We start from the raw sequence: 12,695 nt of genomic DNA on the forward strand, positions 1-12,695 counted from the left end.
AAGGAGTGTTAAGTATGAAAGGCACATATTATGATCCTAAGCGAAACCACCTCCTCAATGTGTTGCCCAGAGAAGAGTATGAACATATTCTTCCTCATCTTGAGCTAATCGAAATGCCCTTGGGCAAAGTTCTTTACGAATCAGGAGAGAAGTTACAATACGCCTATTTTCCCATGGACTGCATCGTATCGTTGCTTTATGTGATGGAAAATGGTGCGTCAGCGGAAATTGCGGTAATCGGTTTTGAAGGCGTCATCGGTGTTGCGCTCTTTATGGGTGGTCAAACCACGATAAATCGGGCTGTGGTGCAAAGTGCAGGCTATGCCTATCGGATACGGCAGAATCTGTTTATGCAGGAATTTAACCGCCACGGTGTGCTACTTCACAAGCTGCTGAATTATACCCAGGCACTCATTACCCAAACGGCACAAACGGCGGTTTGCAATCGATTTCATACGGTGGATCAACAACTCTGTCGCTGGTTGCTGTTAAGCCTTGACCGGCTTTCTTCAAATGAGTTGTTCATGACCCAGGAATTAATCGCCAATATGCTGGGTGTACGCCGTGAGGGTGTCACAGAAGCTGCCAGCAAATTGCAGGAAGCAGGATTGATCCACTACAGCCGGGGCCATATCACGGTGTTAGATCGTGAGGGACTGGAAGCGCGGGTTTGCGAGTGCTATCAAGTAGTCAAAACCGAATTCGATCGCCTGCTGCCAGCTCCCATACGGCCAGAAACATCGGTAGCTCGTATTCCATCGGTGCGTTATCCTGAAATTCGCCAAACAAATCAATATGCCCTGCCTCAGGAAAAATCGATGAACTCGAAGCAGGCAGTCAAATATTCTTCTAGAGAAAAGATCGCAGGTTGAATTTTGTGGGTTAGTGATCAGTAGAGACTCACTTCTGCCTCTTGTTATGGATGCAGTAAATCAACATCCGGATGTCATCAAATTTTCAATCAACAGCTGCTGACTGGGGGAAATTAGCCGAGCGGGTGATAGAACGGTCAGCTATTCAAATGTGGCCTTTTGTTGCGTGATGTCGGTCAGAGCAACTCGCAGCATCGCAGGTGCATCCAATGTTTCTTTGCGCAAGCAGTCGAAATGGCCATAAAACTGCGATCCATCGACACGCACCATCTCCAGACTGAATTTTTGCAGTTCATCCTTCACATGTTCCATCATGTTCATGAACAGGCGGTGCCAACGATCTCTATCCGGGGGGGCGACAAACGTCGAGAAGCGGTGATTGATCAGCTTTGTGCGATCAGCGCCCAGCAGTGCGGCTCCGGTCAGGTTAATTGCGCTAATCATGCCGTCCCGGTTGATGGTGATATAACTGATCGGCGCAAACTCATAGAAATCCACATAGTGATCCCGCGCTTCTTCCATGGCAACATGAGCCCTGCGCAATTCTTCATTTTGCGTTTCCAGTTCAACTTTATGCACCAGGAGTTCGTGCATCAGCATCTCAGTCAGATTGGTTGCATTGGCGCCTACCGAGAAACTCTCTACCATCGCTTCGGCTTCTGCTCTTAGCGATTTACGCCGTTCAATACCATTCCATTTCTCGTTCATACGTTATTCTCCTTGATCTATTTTGCAGGAGATTGATCGCCGATATGGTCAATCATCAGTAATATCAATGATAATTCGCTGGATTTCCCGACAATGCGGCGAGCATTCAATGATATCTTTTGGTGCCCGATAGCAGGAAAATCATGCTCCACCCTGAATCCCTCAAAGGCTTGGTCGCGTGGCAAAATAATTTCCAGTAATTCTCGCAACGCCGGGATATTCCATTGACCGTTGCCCAAGTCGTAAATCTTTCGTCCAATTGTATCAGCAGCGGTTACTTGGAAATACTGGAAAAAGACGCGATTGGCGGAAATAACCTTTAAATCACCATCCATGACTAATAGCGGCTCGTCGATGGTATCGACAACGCTCTCGGCCAGATCGCGCGCTAATCGCACGTCAGTTTCCGCTGTGATGCGTTTGCTGATGTCGGTGAAAGTCAGCACCACGCCTTCGATCACGTTATCTAAAGTGCGGTAGGGCTGAATACGTGCGAGATACCAGGTCCCATGATGGGTTTGCACCTCCTGTTCAAACGGAATGAGCGTTTCGAGCACAGATTGCGCTTGGATTAGCAATTCTTCCCCTTCGAGATTGGACTTGATGTCGCTCAAAGGCCGGCCCACATCCGAAGGCACTAGCCGGTAGATATTGGTTGCTTCACGCGTGAAGCGCCGAATCATCAATCGCTCATCGAGGAACACGGTGCCGATATGAGTATTATCGAGCAAATTCTTCATGTCATTCTGCATACCGGCAAGTTGCTCAATTTTAGCCTGCAGTTCTGAGTTGACGGTAATGAGTTCTTCATTGACCGATTGCAGTTCCTCTTTGGAAGTTTCCAGTTCTTCATTGGTTGACTGTAGCTCCTCATTGGTGGATTGCATTTCCTCATTCGTCGATTTGAGTTCTTCGTTAGAAGCTTGTTGTTCCTCCAGGGTGGCTTGGTAATTTTCTTTTAAATACGCCAGATCACGTTCCAGTTCTTCGATACGTCCCAGCTCTGCCGGCTTGACAGCATGCTTTTGTCCCGACTTTGCGGTTTTTGGACTGACAGTCTCCTGAAAACTTACTAATAGAAGATTCTGGCTGCTGTCATAGCTAGTAAGAGATCGGACGCTGAGATTCACCGTTGTGAAATCGCCATTCGTCTTGACCTGTATTTCCCTGTTCAGGGTTGGCGTTCCCTCATTGGTTGCTGCGCGAATGGCCGTTCGAAGTTCCAGCTCCAGTCCTTCGCGGGCCATTTCAATGACATTAAGGCTGGCCTGCCCTGGGGCTGGACGTAGATATTTGCCGGTCTCGCCGTGTACGTAGAGGATGTCACCTTTGCAGTCGGTAACTACCGAAGCAGGCGCAAAGTATTGCAACAGTACCCGGCGGGTGAGTTCGGCAAAGTTGGTTTCCTTAGGTTTGATCATGACTTCCTCAGGTGTTTTTCCACCAGGCCCTGCAGTCCAGGATAGCGCGTTTGTTATCACAGCGCGTGCAGAGGTGAGCGAATGGATGGCACGATAGAATTTCCATTTACGATTGATTGGAGAGAAAAATTGGGTATGGTTACCGATGCTCTCCGAGGGAGAAAGAAACAGGACTCCACCGGGCTTGAGCGCATGATGAAAAGTTGGAATCAATTGGTTCTGTAATTCCGGTCCCAGATAAATCAGCAGATTGCGGCAACTCAGCAGATCGAGCTTGGTGAAGGGCGGGTCTTTAAGTACATTCTGGATAGCGAATATCACCATTTCGCGAATTTCCTTTTTTATCCGATAACCAGTGTCTTCTTTGCTAAAGAATCGGCGCAATCGCTCCGGAGTGATATCCTGGGTGATATTGAGTGGATAGATACCGGCACGGGCAATAGCGATGGCTTCATCATCTAGGTCGGTACTGTAGATTTGTACTTTGAATTCGTGATGATTCTCCTCCATCAGTTCTTTTAGCAGTATCGCGATAGAGTAAGCTTCCTCGCCGGTGGCGCAGCCCGCAACCCAGACGCGAAAGTTGGATTGTTCCGCTTTGTCCCTGCATAGCTCCGGCAAGATATTCTTCTGCAGTACAGCAAACGCGTCTGCATCCCGAAAAAAGCTGGTGACATTGATCAGTAATTCTTTGAATAAAGCGGTAACCTCCGCCGGATTTTCCTTGAGAAATCGAGCGTAAATATCCGTGTCTTCGATCGCATGATGCAACATGCGGCGTTCGATACGACGAGCGATAGTACTTTTTTTGTATAGTGAGAAGTCGTGACCGGTTTTAGTCCGCAATTGCATCAGGATACGATTCATCCCGCTGGCTCTTTCCGGGTCAATGGATGTTTGATTCTGGGTGTTAAATCGACGGGCACCGAATTGCAGCGCTTCCGGCATTTTGTCAACCGATAGCACCTGGGTGACACAACCTGCCTGAATTGCGCTGGAAGGCATGCCGTCATATTTGGCAGTGACTGGCTCCTGTACCAACGTTACGCCGCCTGCGCCGAGGATAGCGCGTAACCCCTGTGTGCCATCAGATCCGGTGCCGGATAAAATGATACCGATGGCGTTTTCTTGTTGATCTTCAGCCAATGACCGCAGAAAAGCATCAATGGGTAAACGTTGCCCACGTGGCTCATTGGGCACGCTCAATTGCAATTTACCGTGAAAAATCGCCATATCGCGGTTGGGCGGAATGACATAGACGTGGTCGGGCTCAACCGATATTTCATCAAAAGCTTCGGTCACCGGCATGGCAGTGGTACGTTGCAGAATTTCAGTCAGCAAGCTGGCATGGCTGGGATCGAGGTGCTGTACCAGCACGAAAGCCATGCCGCTGTTAGCAGGAACATGGCGAAAGAATTGTTCTAGGGCTTCTAAACCACCGGCAGAAGCTCCAATACCAACGATAGGAAAAGCCGCAACTGTATTCTCAGAGGTCATGGAAAAAGAACTCGGTTAAAAGGTTGTGCTTGTTCAGGTTTGCGTATTTACTTGCAAAAGCATTGTTTCATAGTGTACACCGAGTACATATTACACTCATATCCTTGACGTCCTGTTTCGTGGTGCCCCAACGCGTTATGTTTTATCATAGTTGCCTGCATTTTCATAAATTCCATTCAAACGCAGGATCTTTCCGTAGAAAACATTCGTTATGTCGAGCAGATGCTGGCGCAGCCCATTGATCTGACTCAATAAAATACCGAAAGCGAGCAAGGGGATACATTTGTACCTATGCAGGAAAGCTACAGGGCGTTGAAACGGTTTCGAGAAAGGCGTGGCCCGTTCTGATCCGATGCGCAAAGCCCCCACTTATACATCATTGCGGTTGTTCATCTCACTATTTATGCTGCCGGATTCCATTACTGAGTTTGGATAAAAACGTATATGTTTTATCCTCATTTAAAAAATCAGTTCATTAAAATATTATTTTCATCTACGCGTTAAAGCAATTCATAACCAGTGTGCCCACAGTCGTGCCGCTCTTTCCTTGATGCGAGCACCGATTGACCGTTTTCTCCACTCTCTGAGCACGACCTGTTTGGAAGACTCCAGATCTTGCTCGAACAGCGCTTGCATTTGCACACCAAAATCCGCTCCCAATATGATGGCATTAATTTCTTGGTTGTTAAGGAAGCTGCGCCAGTCGAGATTGGTTGAACCTATGGTTGACCACACACCGTCTACGAGTGCGGTTTTGGCGTGCAGTAATGCATCTTGCCGCTCATAGATTTTTACGTTGGCACTCAATAATTCATCGTAATAGGAACGCGATGCATAAAACACCATGGTTGAATCTGTTCTTTCGGGTAGCAGCAACTTTACGTCCACGCCACGCTGAGCCGCTTCCTTCAGTGCGGTGAGCAATTTCGGATCGGGGACAAAATAGGCATTAGTCAGAAAGATTTGGTTTTCCGCACTATTAATAGCGGAAAGTAAAGTGACATAGATCTGACTATAAGGCTCTTCCGGTGAGCTGCCGATGGCGCGGACTACTTCATTTCCTTTCCTGGCAAGCTCAGGAAAATAATTCCTGGATGCCAATGGTTCGCCTTTTTGTTCGCTCCATGTGGCCATAAATAGCTTCTGAAATTCACTGACAACTGGACCTACCATACGTAAATGAGTATCTCGCCATGGCGGATTGTCTCCGGTCGACTCAGATCTGCTGAATGATCCTCTAGAATATACGCTGCTGATATTGATACCTCCCACAAAAGCAATCTGTCCGTCGACTATCAAAAGCTTACGGTGATCGCGCGAGGTGACTTGCCAGTCTTTTTGTACAACGAGCGGATTGATTGGATTGAATTCCAAGACATTTACACCGCCTTCTTTTAACGGCTTGAAGAACTCTTTGGGTGTATAAATTGACCCAAAGCTATCATAAATGAGGTTTACCTGCACTCCGCTCTTTTGCTTGCTAAGTAACAGTTCAGCAAAGTGACGCCCGATTTCATCATCTTCGATGAGAAAGGTCTCCATGTTGATATGATCCTTCGCATTTTCTATGGCTGAATACATGGAGTCATAGGTTTTTGGGCCATCTACCAGCAGTTCTACTTTGTTGCCCATAACCAGCGGACTGCCGACAATCTCCGCTTCCAGTGCCAGATGTCTATCGAAGATATGGGTGTCTGTACTATTCTTTTTAAGTCTAGCGAGAATCACTTTGCTCTGCTGAGCAGTCAAGGGGCCATGTGCACCATCGAGTTGAACCGCATGCGATGGCCGCATTGCCATATCTGGCACCATGGTGGGTATTGATCTGCAGCTTACAAAAAGCATCAGGCAGAGTATGGCGATAAATTTAGTAATCTTCGCAACTCCGCTCCTTACATGCATTAGCCTTTCCTCCACGTGGTTTTCATTCGACTATGAAATGAAAAAAACAAATCTGGCATAACCAGAAAAATCCGGGTTAACAGCCTGTTAATCCAGCGCTTCCATATTAAACTCACTGCACGTGGATAGATCGGATTCATTGCCGGCAGGAAGCTGTGCCGACAATGTACGCAACGCTGTGCGCAAACCTTCTTCCAAAACGGGGTGATAGAAGGGCATGCGTAGTAATTCTTGCACTGTGAGCGAACGATCAATCGCCAGTGCAAGTAAGTGCGCCATATGTTCTCCAGCAGGTGCGCACATTTCCGCACCTAGCAGCCGGCCACTTTCCATTGCCGCATAAATACGCAGAATGCCTTTGTTACGTTGGCCTGTACGCGCACGTCCCTGGCGATCAAAACGCACTTCTCCAACTAATGTTTTCGTGTGATCGAGTGACTGGTAACGGCTACCTACGACCGCAATGTTCGGATCAGCAAAAACGATAGCCAGCGGTGTTCGGCGCCTGAAACAAACAGGGGTGGCGCGCATGGCATTGAAGCCTGCAATGTGACCGTCGTCGGCCGCTTCGTGCAATATCGCCGCTTGATCATTGGCATCGCCAGCCATGAATACGCGCAGATCGGCCACCTGCATGGTGTTGGGATTGACAGGCGGCATGCCATGTTCATCGAGTGGAATCCCTAATGTTTCGAGACCTAAGTCGCTGATATTGGGATGTCGCCCCAAGGCAGCAAGAACGCCATCGACCACTACTTCCGTAGTTTCGGTACATACCTTCAGTCCTTCACCGGCAGCGGTCAATTCAGCTTTTTCTCCCAGATGCAGGGAGAATTCACGTCCCAGCAATTCTATTGCGACTGCATTGACTTGCGGATCCGTTAATCCAGCAATTGTTGGACGGCTGCCAAATCCCACCACCTCAATGCCCAGCCGGGACAGCGCTTGTGCCATTTCAATACCAATAGGGCCCATTCCCAGTATTGCCATTCGAGAGGGCAAAATTTCCTGCTCAAATAAGATATCTGTCGTAAGTAACCGCTTTCCCAGTGTGCTCCAGGGTTTGGATACAATCGGACTGGATCCGGTCGCAATGATGATGTTATGTGTGCTTAATTCCTGCCCGTTGACTTCCAGCCTGCCTGGCGCAAGTAAGCGTGCACGTCCGGAAATTGCGCGTTCGCCCAAATCTTGCGTGGTTTTTACGGTGCTGGCGACAAAATCATCGCGTAAGCGCCGTACACGCCGAAGTACGGTAGGCATGTCGCATGTGAGAGAATCAGCATTCTGAATGCCGAATTCCGCAAAGGTATTCCGACGGTGGAAGGCATTGGCCGCTTCGATTAATGTCTTGGATGGCATGCAACCTACCCGGGCGCAGACAGTACCCCACGCGCCGTCATTAATGATCACGAAGCGTTGTGTATGTTTTCTGACTTCGCGTAACGCGGCCAGTCCGGCGCTGCCCGCCCCGATAATCACAACATCCAGTGTTCCATTCATAGTGTTTTCCTCCGCTCATGGTGTACCACGATTTGAGCTTATTACAGACGGATGGATTTGGCTACAAATACCATGCTGCTGATGTCACACCTCTGTCCGTCAATTAGAAAACGCAGAATTTTTGCTGGAACCTGTTTGTATCAAATGGCTGTGTGAATAAGTGGAATTCTAGCGACGGCGTTGCGCGCGCGCCTCGATGCGCTCGATGTGTATCATGGGAACGAGCAGCCAGATTGCGGCGGTTGCGAACGATGAGATGACAACCAACCAGATGTAGGCGAATGATCCTTCACCGAGTTCGGTATACAAATGTGCGCCGACATTTTGCGAAGCCAGTGTGCCAAGATTGAAGATGGACATGAGCAGCGCAAAGAAAGTGGCTTCTGCCCGCCTGGGGCATGCGCGTGCTGCGAGATCGAGGAATGCGAGGGTGGTGATCATGCCCGTGATGCCCCAGATCACATGGATCAGCAGCGCGGAAAATTCTCCCATATAACCCAGGTAAGTCAGCAATGTGATGACCGATAGGCCGATGGCGAAATTAATGAGGCGCCGCAGTGGTGTTGAGCGTGCCAGTGGCGCATAGATCAGCGCGCCCAGAATGCTGGCTGCCGAATCAACTGCGTTCAGGAAGCCGATGTATTGTTGGCTGAAACCGAGTACGTCAATTTGGTAGTAAAGGAATGCCGGTCCAAACGAAGGACTGAAATTGAACAGGAAGATGAAAGCACCAACCAGCCACACCGAACGTTCCCCAAATCCGGACCGTAATGCTGTCCAAATCGCTTTGAATTCCCTCTTTCGGGGATTAATACGCTTCTCGCGCACGAAAAATCCAGCCATCAGTAACACAATCAAAGGAAACATGGCGGCAACCATAAAAGCGGCTTGCAACTGCCGGTATTCGGCAAAATACCCGCCCAGCAACCCGACAATGATCGATGCAGCGGTGATCGCAGTCCATTGTACCGATTGGAAGGCGCCGGTCATTCCACTTAATTTGCCTTTTTCCACCATCAGTGCATCAGTTAATACGTCATTGTAGGCGAGGCCGAATCCCATAATCGTATACAGGAGGGCAAGTTCCCAATAGGAATAGTTTGCTGAAAGCCCGGCAACCAATCCTGCCATGCATGCCAGAGCAGAAGTTATAATCAGATAGCTTTTGCGCCGTTGGCCGAACAGCGGCACGAAGTCTGAGATTAATCCGTACAGCGGCTTGATGAACCAGGGAATCGATGCCAGCAGGAAGAAAGCTGCCACATCATCAGCTTCAAGACCCTGATCCTTAAAGTTAATCGCAATTACCTGGTTGGGTAGTGCCGCCATGCCCTGGGCGAAGTAGACGATTGCAAACAAAATGGCAAGACGCCGCGCCTCGGCAGTCTTGAACGGATGCAAACGCTGCAACCAGTTCTTCATGGGTGCATCCGTCGGCTCAACATGATCCTGCTTGTAGTGAGTAGGGTTTCACGTTGATTTTTATGGATGGTTTTTTTAATCAATTGCGAAAATCATCGGTTTTATGCTTCGTGTATCGGTAGCGTTGATTTTAACTGTGCTGATAGGAATAAATCCAGTCAGTACCGTTAAACTTGGTGGCGCTTATCCGTTTCTTCTTGTTGCTGTAATTCCCACATATGCGCATACGTGCCATTGGTTGCGAGTAATTGCTGGTGAGTTCCTTGTTCAATGATGCGGCCATGATCCATGACCAGAATCTGATCGGCATCGGCAATGGTGGAAAGCCGGTGGGCGATGGTCAGCGTGGTGCGGTTCCTGGCGATGCGTTTCAATTCCGCTTGAATGCGCTTTTCGGATTCGGAATCCAGTGCCGATGTCGCTTCGTCAAAAATCAGAATGTCGGGATTTTTCAGAATCGTGCGGGCAATGGCCACGCGCTGTTTTTCACCGCCGGATAATTTTAAACCGCGTTCACCGACGATGGTTGCGTATTTTTCCGGCAGGCTTTCGATGAAGTCATGGATATGCGCCGATTGCGCGGCTGCAAAAACCGCTTCCTGCGGTGCATCCGGTTGACCGTAGGCGATGTTGTAATAAATACTGTCGTTAAACAGCACCGTATCTTGCGGCACGATGCCCATGGCTTTGCGCAAGCTTTGCTGCGTAACGTCGCGAATATCCTGATCATTGATCAGGATACAGCCTGATTGCACGTCATAAAAACGAAACAGCAAGCGTGCCAGCGTGGATTTCCCCGAACCGCTGTGGCCTACCACGGCAATGTTTTGCCCGGCGGGAATATCGAAGCTGACATCAAACAGGATCTGACGATTGGGTTCATAGCTAAAATTGACGTGACTGAAACGGATGGTGGCATTCTGGGCAGCGAGGCTTTGAGCATCGGGCTTGTCCTGAATTTCCTTGTTTTCGTCCAATAACGTGAACATACGTTCCATGTCCGCCAATGAATGCTTGATTTCGCGATAAACAAAACCGAGAAAATGCAATGGCATATAGAGTTGCAGCATAAAGGCGTTGATCAGCACCAGATCGCCCAAGGTCATGCTGCCTTCGACGACTTTATCGGCAGCCAATAACATCAGCAACGTGACGCCCACGGCGATAATGGCGCTTTGTCCGGCGTTCAGCGTGGCCAGTGACGTTTGATTGCGCACGGCGGCTTTTTCCCAGGACTGTAAATGCTCGTCGTAACGCCGTGCTTCCCAGGCTTCGTTGCCGAAATACTTCACCGTTTCGTAATTCAGCAGACTGTCGATCGCCTGTGTGTTGGCTTTGGAGTCCATGTTATTCATGGTGCGGCGAAAAATCATGCGCCATTCGGTAACGATCAGCGTCAGTGCAATATAGGCCAGCAAAGTCAGGAAGATGATGATGGCGAACCAGATGTCGTACTTACTGATCAATATCGCCAGCACCAAACCAATTTCCAATAGCGTGGGCAGGATATTGAACAACATAAAATTCAGCAGGAAGGAAATGCCGCGCGTACCGCGCTCGATATCGCGTGAAACACCGCCAGTCTGACGTTCCAGATGAAAACGTAATGACAGCGAGTGTAGGTGTATGAAAACTTTGTTCGCGACTCGCCGGATGGCGCGCTGCGTCACTTTGGCAAAAATCGCGTCGCGCAATTCTCCAAATAACGTACTGCACAGTCGCAAGACACCATAACTGATCAATAAAAAAAACGGTAATACCAACACGGCGTGCGGTTGATCCAGCGCGTCGACAATTTCCTTCAGCACCAATGGCACCGAAACATTGGCGAGCTTGGCCAATACCAGCAGGCTGAGTGCTAGCATAACCCTGACTTTGAATTCCCATAAATAGGGCAGCAGGGCGGCGATCGTTTTTAGGTTGCTGCGTGTAGCCGCAGGTTTCTCAAGGCGGGTAGGGCGCATCGGAATTTGCTAATAACTCAGACTACAGTAATAAATAAGTAATGGAACATGCGGATAAGGCAGTCACGCCCAGCCAGCACCAGAGCCACATGAGCTTCCCGGGGCGGTGCTGTTCGGGCATGTTGTTGCTGAACATTGCTTGCATGTTGAGTATCGCGAGAATGGGCGCGGCTACGAAAGCCACTACGGTGGCAATTTTTACCATGTCCCGCATCGATGTCAGATAAAAGAATAATATTAATAATGTGCCAGTGATGATAATGAATAGCCAGATTAAATAAGTTTTTTCTTGGTTGCGATGCTTGATGCGGTGTGGAAACAATAACTCAAGCGAGATGCCAATCGTGCGCGGATATCCATCCAGCACGGTTATCGTGGTGCTGAACATGGTGGTCAGTGCGGCAATGGCAACAATCGGATACGCCCATCCTCCCAGTGCTTGTTCATACATGTTCATCAATTGACCTGCAAATGCCGCACCGCCGGCAGCAAACGTTTCGCCGCTGCCATACATCACGAGTGCGCCTAATAACAGGAAACATATCGCCAGGAACGCAGTGCCGATATAGCCCACCCTGAAATCGAACAACGCCGCTTGCATGCTGGTGATCTTGCCGTCGCTCTCATTCTTGCTTTGTGACCAGATGGAATGCCATACGGAGAGATCCAACGGGGCGGGCATCCAGCCAAGAAATGTCGCCAGAAATACTAAATGTGCGGTATCAGAGAAAGAGAAAAACACAGTGGCCGTTTGATGATGGCCTGGATTATCGAATAACAGCATAATCACCGCGGCAACCGAGGTGACGGTGAGTACCAGGATGATGATTTTCATCAATTTATCCAACAATACATAGTGACCACCCACCAGTAGTGTGCAGGAAAATAGCAGTAATGCGCTGCTGATGATGAAGGCAACCATCTGCGGATCGTGTCCGCCAAGTCCTTCGAGTCCGAAGATGTTGGTGATCAAACCGGCGGTAACCACAGTAATCGCAGCCTGCACGATAAACATGGTGGATATCGTCATGAGCAAATACAGCCATATCGCCCATTTTCCGAGTTTTAGGTAACCATGCAGTATGTTTTGTCCTGTCGCTGCGGTATAGCGTGGCCCGAATTCAAAGAAAGGATATTTGATTAAATGGATAATGACGATGGCAATGATCAGATCAAATCCAAACATTCCGCCCGCTTGCGTAGACTGCACCAAGTGAGATACGCCGACGGCGGCACCTGCATACAATAACCCAGGACCCAGGCGCGACAGAAAGTGATTAAAAAATTTGTTGAGTGACATTATTTTTATTTCTTATGGGTGGAATCAAAGTGTGTTCAATTTATTATGCATTTAATCAGTAACCTAGCCAGTGAGGTCACAATACTTATTCGCTGTCTTCTTGAGT

General features: G+C 48.8%; 8 protein-coding genes and 1 pseudogene. 1 reads left to right on the forward strand and 8 read right to left on the reverse strand.

From position 1 onward, the window contains the following. Nucleotides 1–14 precede the first annotated feature (14 nt). Nucleotides 15–719 (forward strand): annotated as a pseudogene (locus tag Q0K92_RS00090) (Crp/Fnr family transcriptional regulator); the annotation flags it as partial. Between the two features lie 294 nt (nt 720–1,013). Here the strand turns inward: Q0K92_RS00090 and Q0K92_RS00095 are convergent. The 8 genes from Q0K92_RS00095 to Q0K92_RS00130 all read right to left on the reverse strand — a co-directional run bounded on the left by Q0K92_RS00095 (nt 1,014) and on the right by Q0K92_RS00130 (nt 12,589). Further along, nucleotides 1,014–1,580, reverse strand: a complete 567-nt coding sequence (locus tag Q0K92_RS00095) for a PAS domain-containing protein (RefSeq protein WP_297323761.1) — start codon at nt 1,578–1,580, stop codon at nt 1,014–1,016. Nucleotides 1,581–1,597: 17 nt separating this feature from the next. Beyond that, complete coding sequence (locus Q0K92_RS00100; RefSeq protein WP_297323762.1) at nt 1,598–4,498, reverse strand: chemotaxis protein CheB; 2,901 nt, start codon at nt 4,496–4,498, stop codon at nt 1,598–1,600. A 135-nt stretch (nt 4,499–4,633) separates the two neighbouring features. Continuing rightward, on the reverse strand, nt 4,634–4,867 hold the full coding sequence (locus Q0K92_RS00105; RefSeq protein ID WP_297323763.1) for a hypothetical protein: 234 nt from the start codon (nt 4,865–4,867) through the stop codon (nt 4,634–4,636). 141 nt (nt 4,868–5,008) lie between these two features. Continuing rightward, on the reverse strand, nt 5,009–6,298 hold the full coding sequence (cls, locus tag Q0K92_RS00110) for a cardiolipin synthase (protein WP_297323764.1): 1,290 nt from the start codon (nt 6,296–6,298) through the stop codon (nt 5,009–5,011). 189 nt (nt 6,299–6,487) lie between these two features. Next, nucleotides 6,488–7,903 (reverse strand): dihydrolipoyl dehydrogenase, encoded by a 1,416-nt coding sequence (locus Q0K92_RS00115; RefSeq protein ID WP_297323765.1) that lies wholly within the window; start codon nt 7,901–7,903, stop codon nt 6,488–6,490. 168 nt (nt 7,904–8,071) lie between these two features. After that, nucleotides 8,072–9,325, reverse strand: coding sequence for a folate/biopterin family MFS transporter (locus Q0K92_RS00120; RefSeq protein WP_297323766.1), 1,254 nt, complete (start codon nt 9,323–9,325; stop codon nt 8,072–8,074). A 167-nt stretch (nt 9,326–9,492) separates the two neighbouring features. Then, nucleotides 9,493–11,289, reverse strand: a complete 1,797-nt coding sequence (locus tag Q0K92_RS00125; RefSeq protein ID WP_297323767.1) for an ABC transporter ATP-binding protein/permease — start codon at nt 11,287–11,289, stop codon at nt 9,493–9,495. 22 nt (nt 11,290–11,311) lie between these two features. Continuing rightward, on the reverse strand, nt 11,312–12,589 hold the full coding sequence (locus Q0K92_RS00130) for a divalent metal cation transporter (RefSeq protein WP_297323768.1): 1,278 nt from the start codon (nt 12,587–12,589) through the stop codon (nt 11,312–11,314). Nucleotides 12,590–12,695: the final 106 nt, after the last annotated feature.

Origin of the sequence: Nitrosomonas sp., from assembly GCF_024282095.1 — a bacterium.
Taxonomy (GTDB): Bacteria; Pseudomonadota; Gammaproteobacteria; order Burkholderiales; family Nitrosomonadaceae; genus Nitrosomonas.

Excerpts from the sequence above, each read along its gene's own strand:
- Q0K92_RS00130 (WP_297323768.1), bottom strand. The coding sequence starts at position 12,589 with ATGTCACTCAACAAATTTTTTAATCACTTTCTGTCGCGCCTGGGTCCT.
- cls (WP_297323764.1), bottom strand. The coding sequence starts at position 6,298 with ATGGCAATGCGGCCATCGCATGCGGTTCAACTCGATGGTGCACATGGC.
- Q0K92_RS00095 (WP_297323761.1), bottom strand. The coding sequence starts at position 1,580 with ATGAACGAGAAATGGAATGGTATTGAACGGCGTAAATCGCTAAGAGCA.
- Q0K92_RS00100 (WP_297323762.1), bottom strand. The coding sequence starts at position 4,498 with ATGACCTCTGAGAATACAGTTGCGGCTTTTCCTATCGTTGGTATTGGA.
- Q0K92_RS00120 (WP_297323766.1), bottom strand. The coding sequence starts at position 9,325 with ATGAAGAACTGGTTGCAGCGTTTGCATCCGTTCAAGACTGCCGAGGCG.
- Q0K92_RS00115 (WP_297323765.1), bottom strand. The coding sequence starts at position 7,903 with ATGAATGGAACACTGGATGTTGTGATTATCGGGGCGGGCAGCGCCGGA.
- Q0K92_RS00125 (WP_297323767.1), bottom strand. The coding sequence starts at position 11,289 with ATGCGCCCTACCCGCCTTGAGAAACCTGCGGCTACACGCAGCAACCTA.